The sequence below is a fragment of the Erwinia sp. V90_4 genome, from assembly GCF_029967685.1.
Classification (GTDB): Bacteria; Pseudomonadota; Gammaproteobacteria; order Enterobacterales; family Enterobacteriaceae; genus Erwinia; species Erwinia aphidicola.
Window position 1 is genome coordinate 36511 of sequence record NZ_JASCAQ010000061.1, and the last position, 16978, is coordinate 53488.

The window sequence follows — 16978 nt, forward strand, 5'->3', positions numbered from 1 at the left end:
CGTTTATAGAGTGCTCATACTTTGTCGATACGAGCTTTCGCATCGGCCAGCGGCTGGAAAAAGTCGCGACAGCTGGCGAAGATAGCCGCAGAGACGCCAATGATGTCGCAAATGAATTAAGGAGTTTTTTATGGCCGTTTGGGTCAATGCCCGCGTCAGTAAAGTGATCGACTGGACCGACAGTTTATTTAGCCTGATCGTCAACGCCCCCATCGACCCCTTCACCGCCGGTCAGTACGCAAAACTGTCGCTGGAGATTGACGGTGAACGCGTGGTGCGCGCTTACTCCTTCGTCAATGCTCCCAGCAATGAGAACCTGGAGTTCTACCTGGTGACGGTGCCGGAAGGAAAGCTCAGCCCGCGTCTGCACGCGCTGAAACCGGGCGATGAAGTGATGATTACCCAGGACGCACAGGGCTTCTTCGTCATCGACGAAATTCCCGAGTGTAAGAACCTGTGGATGCTGGCAACCGGCACCGCTATCGGCCCGTATCTGTCAATTCTGGAGGAGGGTAAAGGGCTTGAGCGCTTCGAGAATATTGTGCTGCTGCACGCGGCACGCTATGCGCAGGACCTGAGCTATCTGCCGCAGATGCAGGAGCTGCAGCAGCGCTACAACGGCCAGCTGCAGATCCAGACCGTGGTCAGCCGCGAGGAGAGCCCGGGCTCACTGACCGGCCGCGTCCCGGCCCTGATTGAGAGCGGCCAGCTGGAAGCCGCTACCGGGCTGACCATTGATGCCGAAACCTGCCACGTCATGCTGTGCGGCAACCCGCAAATGGTGCGCGACACTCAGCTGGTGCTGAAGGAGACGCGCGGCATGCGTAAACATCTCAAGCGCAAGCCGGGCCATATGACCAGCGAGCACTACTGGTAATCAACCGCCCGCCGGCGCAGAAATGCCACCGACTGCGCCGGTTTGCCAAAGCGGTTATCGCCGGGCGTGCCGGCAAGGGCTCCCAGCTCCACCAGCATACTGACGAGGATCAGCGTCGGGATAAAGCGCCCCACCAGCCACTGCGCCTCACCGGGCAGCATGGCCCAGTGCCCGGCCATCAGCATCCAGCCCAGCACCAGCAGCAGCGCCCACTGCCCGCCTTTATTGCGGTCATGCAGCCGCTTGACCAGCACCGCACTGCTCGGCCACAGCAGCGCCACCACGCAGAACGCGGCGGTCTGCGTGTCGACCAGGCCTTGACCGGCAATCGTAAACAGCAATACCAGAAGCAGCAGCCAGGTGGCCTGCCATATCCAGAAGTCGCGCCGCCCCAGCCGGCCACGAAAAGAGAAACACCACTGTTGTAAGGTCATTATTTTTATCTCTGAGTTCCAGGTGCCTTTGACTTTACCGGTCATTGTCCGTTTTAATCTTGAGCTGAGTTTACTGGTTAGGGCCGATGAAATGAAGAATGCACGATGGGCAGGGATTGCACTGCTAACCACCATGACCTTCGCGGTGGCTCACGCAGCGCCTGAGCCCCAGGCGCGAACCGAACATCTGCCGGCAGCCCCGTATTTGCAGGCGGGTTCTCCCACCTTTGATATGACTATCGGCCAGTTTCGCGAAAAGTATAATGCTGCCAACACAACGTTACCGTTAAGTGAATATCGCGCCATTGACAGTAGCGGCGACAAAAGCAATTTGACGCGTGCTGCCAGCAAGATCAACGAAAATCTTTACTCCTCAACGGCACTGGAGCACGGCACCGGCAAAGTCAAAACGCTGCAGATCACCTGGCTACCGATCCCCGGGCCGGAGCAAAAAGCCTCGCGCGATAAAGCCCTGGCGTATATGGCCGCGTTTGTGCGCTATTTTGAACCGATGTTGAGCAATGAACAGTCCCTGAAGCGCGTCAATGACCTGCTGGCAAAGGGTAAAGGCTCCCGATATTTCCAGCAAACCGAAGGCGCACTGCGCTATATCGTTGCTGATAATGGCGAAAAAGGGCTGACGTTTGCCGTCGAGCCGCTGAAACTGGCGCTGGCTGCCCCCTGAGAGCGGATGCGCAAAGGATGACGAAAAGCAAAGCCTTTGCGATGTTTGATCTCTATACTGTCTGGCAGACAATGCTGCCCGTTGGCAGCTTTAATACTCTCAAAGCGTGGAGGATAGAATGCGACATCCATTAGTTATGGGTAACTGGAAACTGAACGGTAACAAACAGATGGTCAACGAGCTGATCGCCGGTCTGCGTACCGAGCTGAGCGGCGTTGATGGTTGTGGCGTAGCGATTGCTCCGCCTGTGATGTATCTGGATCAGGCTAAACACGCCATTTCCGGTAGCCACATCACTCTGGGTGCGCAGAACGTCGACGTTAACCTGTCTGGCGCCTTCACCGGTGAAGTTTCTGCTGACATGCTGAAAGATCTTGGCGCAGAGTACATCATCATTGGTCACTCTGAGCGCCGTACCTACCACGCGGAAAGCGACGAGCTGATCGCCAAAAAATTCGCCGTGCTGAAAGCGGCTGGCCTGACCCCGGTGCTGTGCATCGGCGAAACCGAAGCTGAAAACGAAGCGGGCAAAACCGAAGAAGTTTGCGCACGTCAGATCGACGCCGTGCTGAACAGCCAGGGCGCTGAGGCGTTCAACGGCGTGGTTGTGGCTTACGAGCCAGTCTGGGCCATCGGAACCGGTAAATCAGCGACTCCAGCGCAGGCTCAGGCCGTGCACAAGTTTATCCGCGACCATATCGCGAAGAAAGATGCTGCTGTGGCCGCTCAGGTCATCATCCAGTACGGCGGTTCCGTCAACGACAAAAACGCGGCAGAGCTGTTTGCTCAGCCAGATATCGACGGTGCCCTGGTGGGCGGCGCATCGCTGAAAGCTGACGCTTTCGCGGTGATCGTTAAAGCAGCTGCCGCTGCGAAAAAAGCCTGATGATCTCCCCCTGCCCCTCCCGGGGCAGGGTTTAAGCAAACGCGTCAACCAGCGCTTTCAGCCGCTCTGCACTCTGTACAAACCCCTCTCGTGGCATATTGGTCACGCTCAGCACCAGTCCGTTTTGACAGCGCGAACCTGCCTGATACCACACCGACAGCGGTGAGGGAGCCATACCGTATGCCAGCGCCTCGCGCGCGATGCGCGTATCCCGGCTGCCCGGCGGCAGTACAATCACCACGGCCAGCCCCGCTCGCTGCACCTGCGGGAACAGCGGCAGCAGTGCCGCCAGCATCAGCGCCAGCCGCTCGCTGTAGAGCCGCTTCATGCGGCGCAGATGGCGCATAAAGTGACCTTCGTGCATAAACTCCGCGACGGCATTGTGCAGCACGAACGAGGATGCCGGCGCCATCAGCGCCGCCGCCTCAGAGAAATGCGCCGCCTGCGCTGCCGGCACCACCAGATAGCCCAGCCGCAGCGCCGGGCTAAGGTTTTTACTAAAGGTGCCAATATGCAGCACCCGGCCGCCGTCCAGCGCAGCCAGCGCGGGGGCAGCACGCCCCTGCAGCTGTAACTCACCAAGGTAGTCATCCTCGATAATCCAGCTGTTATACTGCTGCGCCCAGCTCAGCAGCGCGCTGCGGCGCGCCAGCGACAGCGTCATTCCCAGCGGCGCCTGCTGTCCGGCCGTCACCAGCGCCGCCGCGGCATCGGGTGCCAGCCGCAGCCCCTCCGCCACTAAGATCCCCTGTTCATCCACCGGCAGCGGCACGTTCTCGACCCCGGCCAGCGTCAGCGCCTTACGCGCCAGCAGATAGCCCGGATCTTCCGTCCACACGCGCTGCCCGCGCAGCCCGAGGGCGAGAAAAATCAGCCCGAGCGCCCCGGCATAGCCATTGGTGATAATGATTTGCGCCGTATCGCAGCGGATGCCGCGCGCCATCGACAGATAGCTGACCAGCTGCTGGCGCAGCGCCAGGCTACCGCGCGGATCCGCATAGCCTGTCGGCTTACTGGCCATTTCACGCGCGTGGCGCGTCACAATGCGCGACCAGACCTTGGCCGGAAACGCATCATCGGCCGGCACGCCCATCTGAAAGGTCAGCGGCACGCTGTCGAAGGCATGCACGATATCCGCCAGCGGCGGCAGCACCGCCGATTCAGGCTGCGGGCTACGGGTTGCCAGCGGGCGCGTGACCTCCGCCACCCAGGTGCCCGCGGCGCCTTTCGCCACCAGCAGCTGGCTGTCGACCAGCATGTCATACGCCGCACGCACGGTGCCGCGCGCCACGCCAAGCTGCGCCGCCAGGTCACGACAGGAAGGCACCCGTGCGCCGGGCGTCAGCCGCCCCTCTTCCACCGCCTGGCCGATCGCATTGCGGATCTGCTCGCTGAGCGAGTGGGTAGAATCGCGCGTTAACGCAATATCCAGCCCCGATGGACCACTGTTTTTGTCAATTCCTGGCACTTTCGGCTACCCATAAAACCGGTAAAAATAACGCCCTGACCCGCTAAGAGGAAAAGACAATGAGTGAACGTATCGACTTTAATGCCACATCACCTGCAGGAATGAAAGCGCTGGCCGGCGTCTACGGCTACGTCGCACAGAGCGGCCTTTCACAAGAACTGATCGAGCTTATCTTCCTGCGCGTCTCGCAGATTAACGGCTGTGCTTACTGTATCGATATGCACACCAAAGCGTTACATAAAGCGGGCATGCCGTGGGACAAAATTGTGCTCACCCAGGTGTGGGAAGAGGCGGGGAACTGGTTCTCTAAGCGTGAAGGTGCCGCGCTGGCCTGGGCCGAATCTCTGACGCTGATTGCCACCACTCACGCGCCGGATGCGGTTTTTGCCGCAGTGCAAGCGGAATTTAGCGACAAAGAAATTAGCGACATGGTGATCGCCATAGGTTTGATGAATGCTTACAACCGGCTGGCCATCAGCCTGCGCAAATTACCTGACAGCGCCCCACGCGACTAACCCCTTCCTGTTCAGAGAGTTACCCCTCAAATTCCTGTGGAATTTTCAACATTGCAGCGGGCCGTTCAACGGCCCGTATAAATGTTACTTATTTTATTTTCCCTATCATTCTCATTTTTAATCTTTAAACACTTTTTTAATTAGCCCGTAACAATGGTATATTTCTGACGCTTTTGCATCGCGATTAAACCTGCATCAGATCGGTGGTTTTTCGCTATCTGCAATCCTGAAAGGGCGAGGCAGTCCGACTGATTCCAGAAGATTCAGCGCTGTTACTCTACTTAACATGTTGATTTCCTTCAATACACGGAGATGTCGTCTCATGCGCAAACTGGCAGTAGAGAAACACGTCGATGTATTACTAATCGGTGGTGGCGTCATGAGCGCCACGTTAGGTACCTACCTGCAAGAGCTGGAGCCACAGTGGCATATCAGCATGGTAGAGCGTCTGGACAGTGTGGCGGAAGAGAGCTCGAACGGCTGGAACAATGCCGGTACCGGGCACTCCGCGCTGATGGAGCTGAACTACACGCCAGAAAATGCCGACGGTTCGGTCGAGATCAAAAAAGCGGTGGAAATTAACGAAGCCTTCCAGATTTCCCGCCGTTTCTGGGCACACCAGGTGCAGCGTAACGTGCTGCGCAACCCAAAAAGCTTTGTTACCAGCGTCTCGCATATGAGCTTCGTCTGGGGCGAAGAGAACGTGAAGTTCCTGAAAAACCGCTACAGCGCCCTGCAAAACAGCACGCTGTTCCGCGGCATGGAATTTTCTGAGGACCCGGACCTGATCCGCCAGTGGGTGCCGCTGGTGATGGAAGGGCGCGACGTCAGCCAGAAAGTGGCGGCTACGCGCATCCCGACCGGTACCGACGTCAACTTCGGCGAGATTACCCGCCAGCTGATCGCCTCACTGCAAAAAAGCGAGTGCTTCGAGCGCCAGACCAGCCATGAAGTGCGGGCGATCAAACGCGCCGCCGACAATAGCTGGACGGTCAGCGTCTACGACCTGAAAAGCGGTGAGCAGCAGACGATCCATGCAAAATACGTGTTTATCGGTGCCGGCGGCGCAGCCCTGACGCTGCTGCAGGAATCCGGTATTCCGGAAGCGAAAAACTACGCGGGTTTCCCGGTGGGCGGCGAGTTTCTCGTCACCGACAATCCGGAAATTGTCGCCCGTCATCAGGCGAAGGTTTACGGCAAAGCGTCCGTGGGCGCGCCACCGATGTCGGTGCCGCACCTCGACAGCCGCACGCTGGACGGCAAGCAGGTGCTGCTGTTCGGGCCGTTCGCCACCTTCTCCACCAAATTCCTCAAGCAGGGTTCGCTGTGGGATATGTTCGGCTCCATCACCCCGTCGAATCTTTTGCCGATGATGCGCGTGGGGCTGGATAACTTTGACCTGGTGAAATACCTGGTCGGCCAGGTGATGCTGAGCGCGGACGACCGCATCAGCGCGCTGCGCGAATACTTCCCGGAGGCAGAGAAAGCCGACTGGCGCCTGGTGAAAGCCGGGCAGCGCGTGCAGATCATTCAGAAAGATGCCGATAAAGGCGGCGTGCTGAAGCTGGGTACTGAAGTGGTCACCTCCGAGGATGGCACCATCTCTGCCCTGCTGGGCGCATCTCCTGGCGCCTCAACGGCAGCGCCGATCATGCTGGATTTGATGAGCAAAGTGTTTAAGCAGCAGATGGCAACGCCTGAATGGCAGAGCAAGCTGAAGGCGATTATTCCTTTCTACGGACAGCGCCTGAACGGTAACGTCGCGGCGACCGAGAAAGAGCTGGCCGAGACCAGCCGCATTCTGCAGCTGGACTACACGCCAATGGCGCCAGCCGCTAACGACGAACCGGTCACTGCGGTAGATTCGGTAATCGGCAAGTAATCGGTTTACGGGCGCGGTATGCCACGCCCGTACGTAGGGGTCGGGCATGCCCGACCCGCTGCGCATTGATGATTACGCCATCTGAAACGCTTCGACTAACATCCACAGGGTCGTCACCAGCAGCGACAGCGCCATCAGGCTGTTAAACAGCTGCAATTTCCACGCTACCTGCAAATGCTTGCCCAGGCGATCGCCCATCGCTGCCCACAGTAAAATGCACGGCAGGTTCAGCGCCATAAAGCCGAGCATTACCGTCAGGATGGTGCTGTTAACGGTGTACATCAGCGCCACATTTATCGCCATCAGCCACGCTTTCGGGTTCACTGCCTGAAATAACACCCCGCCAATAAACGTCATCGGCCGCGCTTTCTCACGCATCTCCGGCGCGCCGGAGCGGTAGATTTTCCACGACAGCCACAGCAGGTAGACGCAGCCGACCAGCGTCAGCGGCAGGCGAATCGCCGACATCCACTGCAACAGTACCTCCAGTAGCCCTCCGGCCAGCGCCGTTTGCAGCGCACAGCCGACCAGAATGCCGCTGACCATTGGCAGCGTGCGGCGCATGCCGAAGTTAACCCCGGAAGTCGCCAGCAGCATATTGTTCGGGCCTGGCGTAATCGACATCACGGTGACGTAGCTGATAAATGAGGGATCGAGCATGTTAGGTATCCTGCTGTTCAGATGAGGAGACCAGTGTAATCAGCGTCTGGCAATGGTAACAGATGCAGAAACCCGCTATTGTAATGAGTACAAATTACAATATTTGCAACTGTACCCATTCCGCGAGGAGCATACTGTGTCCATTATCGAGCCGCAGGCCACGCTGTACCATCAGCTGGCGGAAACGCTTGCCGAGGCGATTCGTCAGGGCACCTTTATGCCGGGCAGCCGCCTGCCTGCCATTCGCCGCTGCGCCAGCATCCATCAGGTCAGCGTCAATACCGTACTCACCGCTTATGGCATCCTCGAAGATCGCGGTCTGATTGAAGCGCGCCCCCAGTCCGGCTACTACGTGCGCGATGCGCTACCGGCCCTGACGCGGCAATCCTTTCAGCACAGCAGCGTGCGTTCGCCAGGCCGTGAGAAGCTCGATCTGATCGATGCCGTGTTTGCCGCGCAGAATCACAGTGACTACACCAATATTTCGCTGGCCTGCCCGCAGAGCGGCGATTTCTTCCCGACGGCGAAAATCAGCCGCATTATGGCCTCGCTGCTGCGCCGGGAGCCGCAGCTGATTGGCCGCTATGCCCTGCCGCCCGGCAGCGTGCGCCTGCGCCGTGAGATAGCCCGGCGCTCGATGGACCTCGGCATCACCATCAGCGCGGAAGACGTCACGCTGACGCACGGCTGTATGGAGGCGCTGCAGCTCAGCCTGCGTGCCGTGACTCAGCCGGGCGACTGCGTCGGGGTGGAAACACCCACCTATTTTTATCTGTTTCCACTGCTGGCCAGCCTCGGGCTGAAGGTACTGGAGATCCCCACCGACCCGCAGTACGGGCTGTCGCTCGATGCGCTGGAGCTGCTGCTGCAGGAGAAGCGGATAAAGGCGCTGATTGCCATGCCGAATGCGCAGAACCCGCTCGGCAGCAGCATGACGCTGGCCGGGAAAAAACGCCTGGCGCGGCTGGTGAATCAGTATCAGGTGCCGCTGCTGGAAGACGGGCTGTATGCGGAGCTGCAGTTCTGCTGGCCGCTAACCCCGGCGGTAAAAGCCTTCGACGAAGGCGGCTGGGTGATGTACTGCACCAGCTTTACTAAAACCGTCGCGCCGGACTTCCACCTCGGCTGGATTGCCGCCGGGCGCTTTGCTCAGCAGCTGGCGCGCCTGAAGGCGGTCTCGTCGCTGGCCGAATCGCGCCTGCTGTCGGAAACGCTGGGGCACTTTCTGGAATCGGGTGGCTACGACCATCATCTGCGCTCGCTGCGCCGCCGCTATGCTGCGCAGCTGGAAGAGGCGCGTGGCATTATCGCCCGCCATTTCCCCCAGGGCACCCGCGCCACGCGGCCCAGCGGCGGGTTTGTTTTCTGGGTAGAGTTACCGGGCAATGTCGACAGCGTGGAGCTGTTCCACCGCCTGCTGCAGGAGAAGATCTGCCTGACGCCAGGCGCGCTCTACACGCTGTCCGAGCGCTGTAACCACGCGCTGCGCCTCTCCTGCTGCTATCCGTTTGACGAGCGTTATACCTGGGCTCTGAAACGTACCGGTGCGCTGGCCTGTGAGATGAGCGGGATTGCCGCCGGGATTTAACCGCGGGTCGACCGAAGAAGAAGGTCGACCCCTGCAGGATAAGGACGGTGCTGCCTATGGCGTACCGTTGCGGCCCCAGGTGGCATAGCCTTTGCGCGCCGTCAGCCGTTCGTAGTAGGCACGCACCGCAGGCAGCTCGGCGTGTTCGAGCGGGGTTTCATACCAGCGGTTGACCGACAGCCCAATGGGGATATCAGCCAGCGAGAATGACTCCCCGGCAACATAGGCGCCGGTGCGCTCCAGCTGCTGGTTAAGGATGCCCATGGTGTACGACCAGCCTTTACAGGCGGCGGCCAGCAGGCGCGGGTCCTGATGCGCCGCAGAGTGGCGTACCAGCGACATAAATGCGTAGCGCCAGGCGGTATTCAGCTCGGTGGCCTGCCAGTCAATCCACTGGTCAACGCGGGCGCGCTGCTGCGGATGCGTCGGGTAAAGCGCTTCGCCACCGTAGGCATTCGCCAGGTAGCGGATAATGGTGTTGGACTCCCACAGGATAAAGTCTCCGTCCATCACCACCGGGATCAGCGCGTTAGGGTTAAGCGCCTTAAATTCGGCCTCCTGTGGCGACTTGAAGCCTTCGCCCCACTCTTCGCGGCGAAAACTGATACCCAGTTCGTCGCAAACCCACAGCACTTTTCTGACGTTAATCGATGAGGCACGTCCCAGTATTTTAAGCATAAAATGGTCACTTTTTTAGCCAGCGTGCTTTATTAATACCATAATAACCGGCACTGACAACCGCCACCCGAATCGCAGACCCACGGTCTGAGAACTTGAACAGGTACAGTTATGACGCAATTACGCGCTTTTAAACAGGTTGATGTTTTTACTTCCTCTCCCTATAACGGCAACCCGCTGGCGGTAATCATGGAAGCCAGCGATCTCAGCGATGAGCAGATGCAAACCATCGCCCGCTGGACTCATCTCTCCGAAACCACCTTTGTTCTGCCGGCCACCGACCCAGCTGCCGACTACCGGGTGCGAATTTTTACCCCGGATTACGAACTGCCGTTTGCCGGGCACCCTACGCTGGGTACGGCTCACGCGCTGCTGGAAGCCGGCATCACGCTAAAAAATGCGGGTGAGATTGTGCAGCAGTGCGGGCTTGGGCGGGTGAAGGTAAAGATTAGCGACGACGGCGCGCTGGCCTTTGCCGCCCCGGAAGCCATTCTTACCCCGTTCAGCGATGCGCCCATCAGCAGCGCGCTGAACAGCGACAGCCTGGAGGATCAGCTGCCGGTCACCATCGCCGATATGGGTATTCGCTGGCTGCTGGTGCCGATGACCTCAGCAGACGCGGTGCTGGCGATTAAACCGGATGCGGTGGAGCTTGCCCGCTTGATAAAAAAGGCGCGGGTCAATGGCGTGATGCCGTTTGGCCCCATTCAGGGAGCAGAAGAGCAGTATGAAGTGCGCGGCCTGCTGATTGAACAGGGTGCAGTGACGGAAGATCCGGTTACCGGCAGCGCCAACGCCTGCCTTGCCCGCTATTTCCAGCAGCGCGGCGTGGAGCTGGACTACCGCGTGCGTCAGGGGACCGCGATGCAGCGTGCTGGCCGCCTGAGCGTCAGCTACGGCGCCGACGGCATCTGGATTGGTGGCCAGACCGTCACGGTGATTGATGGCACCATCCGCATATAACGGAACGACCAGTGCATCACTGCACACCCCGTAGTGGCTGACCCTCTTTTTCGGTCAGCCCGTTTAGCAGAGCGATCCGTGTATCACTGTACACCCCGTAGTGGCTGACCCTCTTTTTCGGTCAGCCAGTTTAGCAAAGCGATACGTCTATCACTGCACACCCAGTAGTGGCTGACCCTCTTTTTCGGTCAGCCAGATGGCGTTTTGCTCAGCCAGCCATTTCAGCAATTACAGGTACATCCCGCCCGACGCTTCAATACGCTGGCCGTTTATCCAGCGGCACTCTTCGCTGAACAGCGCGGCAACGGCATAACCGATATCATCCGGCAGCCCGGCGCGGCCCAGTGCGGTTTGCGAAGCGATCAAGGCGTTAATCTCCGCGTTATCCCGTACCCGGCCGCCGCCGAAGTCGGTTTCAATCGCTCCCGGTGCCAGCACATTAACGGCAATGCCGCGTGCACCCAGCTCTTTTGCCTGGTAGCGCGTCAGCACCTCAATCGCCCCTTTCACCGCCGCATAAGCAGCGGATCCCGGATGGGTAAAGCGCGCCAGGCCGCTCGACACATTGAGAATGCGCCCGCCGTCGGCGATCAGCGGCAGCAGCTTCTGCGTCAGGAAGAACGGCCCTTTAAAATGGATATCCACCAGCTGGTCAAACTGCTGTTCCGTGGTGTCGACAAACGGCTGGTAGAGCGCGGTTCCGGCATTGTTTAATAAATAATCAAAATTTTTACGCTGCCACACCGTTGCCAGCTGTTTTTCCACTTCTGCTGCAAAAGTTACGAACGTCGCGCTGTCGCCCACGTTCAGCGGCAGCGCCACCGCACGCGCTCCCAGCGCGCTGATGCGCTCAACAACCCCCTGCGCCTCCTGCTGCTGGTTGCGATACGTCAGAATGATATCAACACCTTTTTCCGCCAATTTCAGCGCCGCATTTTGGCCTAAACCGCGGCTACCGCCGGTGATCAATGCAATTTTATGGCTCATTTTCTTCTCCAGGGAGTTGGCTGTGGACAAAAAAGAGGATATTACCTGCTGGCTGATCTATAAATGTCCTGAGATACGCTTCACTGTTCCATTACTAACAACAATGAGCGCCACAATGGATAAAATTCACGCAATGCAGGTGTTTGTCAGAGTCGCAGAGATGCAGAGTTTTACCCGCGCTGCCGACAGCCTGGGCTTGCCGAAAGGCAGCCTGTCGCGCCAGATCCAGGCGCTGGAAAACAGCCTCGGTTCACGCCTGCTGCACCGCACCACGCGCCGGGTGCAGCTGACGCAGGATGGCCAGGTCTATTTCGAGCGCTGTCGCGACGTGCTGGCAACGCTGGAGGAGATGGATTCACTGTTTCAGCACGATCCAGCGACTCTGAGCGGCCGCCTGCGCGTGGATATGCCGGTCAGCCTTGCCAGTAATTACCTGATCCCACTGCTGCCTGAGTTTTTGCAGCACTATCCGGGCATTGAGCTGGAGCTGAGCAGCAGCGACCGCCGGGTGGATGTGATCCGCGAGGGATTTGACTGCGTGGTGCGCGTCGGGACGCTGGAGGACTCCGGCCTGATAGCGCGCCAGCTGGGGCATCTGCCGCTGATTAACTGCGCCAGCCCGGATTACCTGGCACGTTTCGGCACGCCAAATACGCTGGAGGCGCTATCCCAACACGCCATGGTGCACTACAGTCAACAGCTGGGCAGCCAGCCGGAAGGATTTGAGTATTTCGATGGCAAAACCGCCAGGCTGATTAAGACCGGCGGGGTGATCACCGTTAACAGCACCGAAACCTACCGTTCGGCCTGCATTGCCGGGCTGGGGATCATTCAGGTGCCGCGCGTGGGGGTGACTCAGGCGCTGAAGGAGAAAAAGCTGGTCGAAATCCTGCCGTATTTTCCGGCAAGGCCAATGCCGCTGTCGCTGCTTTACCCGCATCGCCGCAACCTGGCGCGCCGCGTACAGGTTTTCATTGAATGGCTTAGCCAGGTCCTGAAACGCTACGTTGCCTGATCAGCAGGCTATAATTCACTACGTCAGTTCATTAAAAGGATAGAGAAGAAGTTATGACGGATAATCAACAACGCGATCCCCGGAAGCCAGAGCAGCCTGCACAAAAGCCGCTGATCAACATTAAAACCGGCAATCACACGGTCGATAAATCCATTTCCCACGTTTCAAGACTGGTTAGCTGGTTCCAGGCTATTCCGGCGGTGGCGCACTTTATTCGCGCCGGTGAGCGCTTTAACGATCGTCTCGGCAGTCAGTTTGGCGCGGCAATCACCTATTTTTCCTTTCTCTCGCTGATCCCGATCCTGATGGTGTCATTTGCCGCCGTCGGTTTCGTGCTGGCCTCAAACCCGGATCTGCTGACCGGGCTGATCAACAAGATCGTCGGCAGCATCAGCGATCCCGCGCTGGCCGCCACGCTGAAAAGTACCGTTAATACCGCAATTCAGCAGCGCACCACCGTCGGGCTGACGGGTTTACTGGTGGCGCTCTACTCCGGGATTAGCTGGATGGGCAATCTGCGTGAAGCGATCCGCGCGCAGTCGCGTGACGTCTGGGAACGTACGCCACAGGATCAGGAGAAAATCTGGTTTAAATATACCCGTGACTTTATCTCGCTGACCGGGCTGGTTTTTGCGCTGATTATCACGCTGTCGCTGACCTCAATTGCCGGTTCAGCGCAGGCGTCGATTGTGCGGGCGCTGGGGCTGGAAGGTATCGAGTGGCTGCGTCCGGCGATGACGCTGATCGCCCTGTCGATCTCTATCTTCGCCAACTATCTGCTGTTTCTGTGGATTTTCTGGATACTGCCGCGCCATAAGCCGCGTAAAAAAGCGCTGTTTCGCGGCACGCTGCTGGCTGCGATCGGGTTTGAGGTGATTAAATTCATTATGACCCTGACGCTGCCGAAGCTGGCATCCTCACCTTCCGGTGCGGCGTTCGGTTCGGTGCTGGGGCTGATGGCGTTCTTCTATTTCTTTGCACGCCTGACGCTGTTCTGCGCCGCGTGGATTGCCACCGCGCAGTATAAAAATGACCCGGAACCGGAGCAGAATAAGCGGGTAGCCTGAATCGGAGCAGATAGCGGGTCGACCGCAAAAAGGTCGACCCTTGAAGTATACCCACAAAAATTGATGTGAATATTGACATCATTTCTGGGGATCCCTCAGCGGTCCCCACCTACAGAAAACCGCCAGAAGTTATTTCAATATCGCGCAGCTGTGATCCTGCAACTCTTCGGCAGAAGCGCGATTCAGCAGCAGCAGATTGCGCTTCACCACCATCAGCACCCTCTTACCATCGCCCAGTGCGGCAATCGCTACACCGTAGCTACCCATCTCTTCCCGGGCGCCAGGCAGCTCATTGGCAATGCGGATAAACGGGCTGGTGCGCTTAAACTCATCGCGGGTGATGATGCGCAGCTGGTACTGATGCTCCCCAAGCTGCTGGCTCTGCCACTGGGCGGTCAGCGTTTTACCCAGCGCGTCCAGCCGCTGCCGGATATCCGGGCGCAGGCAGGAGATGTGAATATGCAGCTGGTTCTGCGTGCGGCCCCAGCGTGAGTTGACCGTCAGCGCATAATTGCGGTCATCAATTATTGCGCCGCGCTTCTCCTCCATAAAATGCCGCGCCCGCCAGGCCTCGGCAAAATAGTTTGGCGTGGCGGGATTGAGTAATTTCTGGCTCTCTATACCACTCACTTTCGCCACCGGTATCAGCAAAAATTGCAGCGGGCCGTTGCGGTCTTTCAGCACCACATAGCCGTCCTGAATATTCACCTGTCGGCAGGGAGCCGGGTTATTTTTTTGTTCCTGACCGGGGACACACTGCTGGCTGACGATTTTCCATAACGCATCCGAATTTTTATGAAAATTCAGCGCCATAGAAGCACACCCGACGGTTACCAGTACCCCTAAAGCCACCAGCATAATTACAAGCCGCCTTCGTCCCGACATCTCTCTCACACCTCTGACCACTCATCGCTCACAATGTATTCTAAGCGGGGCAGGAAATCATGCGAATTTAATTGTAGAGCGCCGGTTAACTGAAATTATTTAATACCGTTAATGCCGTAAAACAAATAGAGAAAAAAAAGGGCCGACAATGTCGGCCCTCGTGGAATCGCGGTAATTACGCTTAGCGCTTCATCACCTGGTCATAAGTCCCACCTTCAGCAAAGTGGGTCTTCTGTGCCTGCGTCCAGCCACCAAACTTATTATCAATGGTAAACAGTTTCACCGGCTGGAAGGTGCTGGCATATTTCTTCGCCACGGCGGCATCGCGGGGACGGTAGAAGTTCTGCGCGGCGATATCCTGGCCTTCCGTAGAGTAGAGGTACTTCAGATATTCATCGGCCACTTTACGCGTATCGCGCTCATCCACCACTTTGTCGACCACGGAAACGGTCGGCTCGGCGAGGATCGATTCGCTTGGTGTGACAATTTCAAACTGGTCTTTGCCAAGCTTATTGACGGCCAGATAGGCTTCGTTTTCCCACGCAATCAGCACATCGCCAATGCCGCGCTCCACGAAAGTATTCGTCGCGCCGCGCGCGCCGGAATCCTGAACTTCTACGTTTTTAAACAGCGCCTTGACGTAATCCTGTGCTTTTGCCTGGTCGCCTTTGTTCTGATCCAGCGCCCAGCCCCAGGCCGCCAGATAGTTCCAGCGCGCACCGCCGGACGTTTTCGGGTTCGGGGTGATCACCGACACGCCAGGTTTGATTAAATCTGGCCAGTCGTGAATTTGTTTTGGGTTACCTTTGCGCACCAGGAAAACAATGGTGGAAGTGTAAGGCGCGGAGTTATCCGGCAGGCGTTTGATCCAGTTTTTATCAATGCGGCCGCGTTCGGCAATGGCATCCACGTCGGAGGCCAGCGCCAGCGTCACCACATCGGCCTTAATCCCGTTGATGACCGAGGTCGCCTGCTTACCTGAACCGCCGTGCGACTGGCGGATCACCACATTATCGCCGGTTTCCTGCTTGTAGTGCGCGCTAAAGGCTTTGTTGTACTGCTCGTAAAGCTCACGGGTCGGATCGTACGACACATTCAGCAGCTGAATATCCTTCGCCAGCACGCTGGTTGAGGCCAGTAACAGGGTAATTCCCACACTCCACTTATTCATTGCACGCACTCCCAAAGGTTTTTATCTGCGTGAAGCGTGACACAAAGCGAAGTATGTATTAAAGAATTAAAAATTAGCTGTAATAACTTTATGGAATAACGCTACGCATAAGAAAGGCGCTGACCTGCAGCGCCCTGCTTTGATACGGGAAAATCAGTAAAGCTTCTTGGCGGTTTCCAGCCAGTCGCCTTTAAACGGACGCTTCATATTCTCAATCGCATCGATAATGTCGTGATGCACCATCTTCTCATTCTGAATACCGACGCAGCGGCCACCGTAGCCCTGCAGCAGCAGCTCGATAGAGTAAGCGCCCATGCGGGAAGCCAGAATGCGGTCATAGGCAACCGGCGCACCGCCGCGCTGAATGTGGCCCAGCACCGTGGCACGGGTTTCGCGCTTGGTCTCTTCTTCGATATATTTCGCCAGTTCGTCGATATCGCAGATGTGCTCGGTAATCGCGACGATAGCGTGTTTTTTACCTTTAGCGATACCCGCTTTAATTTCGCTCACCAGCTCTTCACGGGTGTACGGATATTCCGGCAGCACGATGAACTCACAGCCACCGGCAATCGCCGCCGCCAGCGTCAGATCACCACAGTAGCGGCCCATAACTTCAACGATAGAGATACGCTGGTGTGATGAAGAGGTATCGCGCAGGCGGTCAATCGCTTCGACCACGGTTTCCAGCGCGGTAAAGTAACCGATGGTGTAGTCGGTACCGGCCACGTCATTGTCGATGGTGCCCGGCAGACCGATGCACGGGAAGCCCATCTCTGTCAGGCGCTTGGCACCCATGTAGGAGCCATCGCCGCCGATTACCACCAGCGCATCAATACCGCGCTTTTTCATGTTCTCAATTGCTACGGTACGCACGTCTTCATTACGGAATTCCGGGAAGCGTGCAGAGCCGAGGAAAGTGCCGCCGCGGTTGATCATATCGGACACGCTGTAGCGGTCGAGATTGATCATACGGTCTTCATACAAGCCCAGATAGCCGTCATAAATGCCACAAACTTCCAGTCCTTCACTGAGCGCGGCGCGAACCACACCGCGGATTGCAGCGTTCATCCCTGGGGCGTCACCGCCGCTTGTCAGTACACCGATTTTCTTAATCATGACAACCTCTGAACTTGTAGATGCAAATGTTAAATTCTGGACGCCGGAGCATAACGACGTACGCGAGCGAGATAAGCGACTCAATTAATGGCAATAGTATA

General features: G+C 57.8%; 17 protein-coding genes. 9 read left to right on the forward strand and 8 right to left on the reverse strand.

Annotation, left to right across the window (positions count from 1 at the left end):
* Positions 1-130 precede the first annotated feature (130 nt).
* Complete coding sequence (fpr, locus tag QLG07_RS18065; protein ID WP_048914272.1) at positions 131-877, forward strand: ferredoxin--NADP(+) reductase; 747 nt, start codon at positions 131-133, stop codon at positions 875-877.
* Here fpr and QLG07_RS18070 read toward each other — a convergent pair.
* Positions 868-1311: a DUF805 domain-containing protein gene (locus QLG07_RS18070; protein WP_048914297.1), complete on the reverse strand. Its 444-nt coding sequence runs from the start codon at positions 1309-1311 to the stop codon at positions 868-870. The genes fpr and QLG07_RS18070 overlap by 10 nt on opposite strands.
* A 91-nt stretch (positions 1312-1402) precedes the next feature.
* Between QLG07_RS18070 and QLG07_RS18075 the strand changes: the two genes are divergently transcribed.
* Positions 1403-1996, forward strand: a complete 594-nt coding sequence (locus QLG07_RS18075; RefSeq protein WP_048914296.1) for a DUF1454 family protein — start codon at positions 1403-1405, stop codon at positions 1994-1996.
* Between the two features lie 118 nt (positions 1997-2114).
* On the forward strand, positions 2115-2882 hold the full coding sequence (gene tpiA / locus QLG07_RS18080) for a triose-phosphate isomerase (protein WP_048914271.1): 768 nt from the start codon (positions 2115-2117) through the stop codon (positions 2880-2882).
* A gap of 31 nt (positions 2883-2913) precedes the next feature.
* Here tpiA and QLG07_RS18085 read toward each other — a convergent pair whose 3' ends face one another.
* The gene (locus QLG07_RS18085; protein WP_133622289.1) at positions 2914-4350 is read right to left on the reverse strand and encodes a PLP-dependent aminotransferase family protein; all 1437 of its coding nucleotides are present in this window, start codon (positions 4348-4350) and stop codon (positions 2914-2916) included.
* Positions 4351-4409: 59 nt separating this feature from the next.
* Here QLG07_RS18085 and QLG07_RS18090 point away from each other — a divergent pair, with 59 nt between their 5' ends.
* Together QLG07_RS18090 and mqo are read left to right on the forward strand one after the other, a co-directional pair.
* Entirely contained in the window at positions 4410-4865 is a 456-nt protein-coding gene (locus tag QLG07_RS18090) for a carboxymuconolactone decarboxylase family protein (protein WP_099753989.1), read from the forward strand.
* A gap of 286 nt (positions 4866-5151) precedes the next feature.
* Entirely contained in the window at positions 5152-6747 is a 1596-nt protein-coding gene (mqo, locus tag QLG07_RS18095) for a malate dehydrogenase (quinone) (RefSeq protein WP_282469830.1), read from the forward strand.
* A 72-nt stretch (positions 6748-6819) separates the two neighbouring features.
* Here mqo and QLG07_RS18100 read toward each other — a convergent pair whose 3' ends face one another.
* Complete coding sequence (locus QLG07_RS18100; RefSeq protein ID WP_048914266.1) at positions 6820-7407, reverse strand: LysE family translocator; 588 nt, start codon at positions 7405-7407, stop codon at positions 6820-6822.
* A 136-nt stretch (positions 7408-7543) separates the two neighbouring features.
* Here QLG07_RS18100 and QLG07_RS18105 point away from each other — a divergent pair, with 136 nt between their 5' ends.
* Complete coding sequence (locus QLG07_RS18105) at positions 7544-8995, forward strand: PLP-dependent aminotransferase family protein (protein WP_282469831.1); 1452 nt, start codon at positions 7544-7546, stop codon at positions 8993-8995.
* A gap of 54 nt (positions 8996-9049) precedes the next feature.
* On the opposite strand, the gene QLG07_RS18110 is transcribed toward QLG07_RS18105, so the two are convergent.
* Positions 9050-9673 carry a glutathione S-transferase gene (locus QLG07_RS18110; protein WP_048914264.1) on the reverse strand — a complete coding sequence of 208 codons (624 nt, stop codon included), beginning with the start codon at positions 9671-9673 and terminating at the stop codon, positions 9050-9052.
* Between the two features lie 111 nt (positions 9674-9784).
* Here QLG07_RS18110 and QLG07_RS18115 point away from each other — a divergent pair, with 111 nt between their 5' ends.
* Positions 9785-10636 (forward strand): PhzF family phenazine biosynthesis protein, encoded by an 852-nt coding sequence (locus QLG07_RS18115; protein ID WP_282469832.1) that lies wholly within the window; start codon positions 9785-9787, stop codon positions 10634-10636.
* A gap of 228 nt (positions 10637-10864) precedes the next feature.
* Here the strand turns inward: QLG07_RS18115 and QLG07_RS18120 are convergent, their stop codons facing one another.
* Positions 10865-11623, reverse strand: coding sequence for an SDR family oxidoreductase (locus QLG07_RS18120; protein WP_282469833.1), 759 nt, complete (start codon positions 11621-11623; stop codon positions 10865-10867).
* A gap of 115 nt (positions 11624-11738) precedes the next feature.
* On the opposite strand from QLG07_RS18120, the gene QLG07_RS18125 reads away from it, so the two are divergent.
* On the forward strand, positions 11739-12638 hold the full coding sequence (locus QLG07_RS18125) for a LysR family transcriptional regulator (protein ID WP_048914261.1): 900 nt from the start codon (positions 11739-11741) through the stop codon (positions 12636-12638).
* Positions 12639-12691: 53 nt separating this feature from the next.
* Entirely contained in the window at positions 12692-13705 is a 1014-nt protein-coding gene (yhjD, locus tag QLG07_RS18130) for an inner membrane protein YhjD (protein ID WP_048914260.1), read from the forward strand.
* Positions 13706-13834: 129 nt separating this feature from the next.
* Here yhjD and QLG07_RS18135 read toward each other — a convergent pair whose 3' ends face one another.
* From QLG07_RS18135 to pfkA, 3 genes are all read right to left on the reverse strand, one after another.
* Positions 13835-14590 carry a CDP-diacylglycerol diphosphatase gene (locus tag QLG07_RS18135; RefSeq protein WP_187497871.1) on the reverse strand — a complete coding sequence of 252 codons (756 nt, stop codon included), beginning with the start codon at positions 14588-14590 and terminating at the stop codon, positions 13835-13837.
* A 181-nt stretch (positions 14591-14771) separates the two neighbouring features.
* A complete protein-coding gene (locus QLG07_RS18140) occupies positions 14772-15761 on the reverse strand; it encodes a sulfate ABC transporter substrate-binding protein (protein WP_048914258.1) in 990 nt (329 codons plus the stop codon).
* Positions 15762-15914: 153 nt separating this feature from the next.
* Positions 15915-16877, reverse strand: coding sequence for a 6-phosphofructokinase (gene pfkA, locus QLG07_RS18145; RefSeq protein ID WP_048914257.1), 963 nt, complete (start codon positions 16875-16877; stop codon positions 15915-15917).
* Positions 16878-16978: the final 101 nt, after the last annotated feature.

Coding starts and splice junctions, on each gene's coding strand:
- QLG07_RS18110 (WP_048914264.1), bottom strand. CDS start 9,673: ATGCTTAAAATACTGGGACGTGCCTCATCGATTAACGTCAGAAAAGTG.
- QLG07_RS18075 (WP_048914296.1), top strand. CDS start 1,403: ATGAAGAATGCACGATGGGCAGGGATTGCACTGCTAACCACCATGACC.
- QLG07_RS18070 (WP_048914297.1), bottom strand. CDS start 1,311: ATGACCTTACAACAGTGGTGTTTCTCTTTTCGTGGCCGGCTGGGGCGG.
- yhjD (WP_048914260.1), top strand. CDS start 12,692: ATGACGGATAATCAACAACGCGATCCCCGGAAGCCAGAGCAGCCTGCA.
- QLG07_RS18115 (WP_282469832.1), top strand. CDS start 9,785: ATGACGCAATTACGCGCTTTTAAACAGGTTGATGTTTTTACTTCCTCT.
- QLG07_RS18100 (WP_048914266.1), bottom strand. CDS start 7,407: ATGCTCGATCCCTCATTTATCAGCTACGTCACCGTGATGTCGATTACG.
- QLG07_RS18140 (WP_048914258.1), bottom strand. CDS start 15,761: ATGAATAAGTGGAGTGTGGGAATTACCCTGTTACTGGCCTCAACCAGC.
- pfkA (WP_048914257.1), bottom strand. CDS start 16,877: ATGATTAAGAAAATCGGTGTACTGACAAGCGGCGGTGACGCCCCAGGG.
- QLG07_RS18135 (WP_187497871.1), bottom strand. CDS start 14,590: ATGTCGGGACGAAGGCGGCTTGTAATTATGCTGGTGGCTTTAGGGGTA.
- mqo (WP_282469830.1), top strand. CDS start 5,152: ATGTTGATTTCCTTCAATACACGGAGATGTCGTCTCATGCGCAAACTG.
- fpr (WP_048914272.1), top strand. CDS start 131: ATGGCCGTTTGGGTCAATGCCCGCGTCAGTAAAGTGATCGACTGGACC.
- tpiA (WP_048914271.1), top strand. CDS start 2,115: ATGCGACATCCATTAGTTATGGGTAACTGGAAACTGAACGGTAACAAA.
- QLG07_RS18120 (WP_282469833.1), bottom strand. CDS start 11,623: ATGAGCCATAAAATTGCATTGATCACCGGCGGTAGCCGCGGTTTAGGC.
- QLG07_RS18125 (WP_048914261.1), top strand. CDS start 11,739: ATGGATAAAATTCACGCAATGCAGGTGTTTGTCAGAGTCGCAGAGATG.
- QLG07_RS18090 (WP_099753989.1), top strand. CDS start 4,410: ATGAGTGAACGTATCGACTTTAATGCCACATCACCTGCAGGAATGAAA.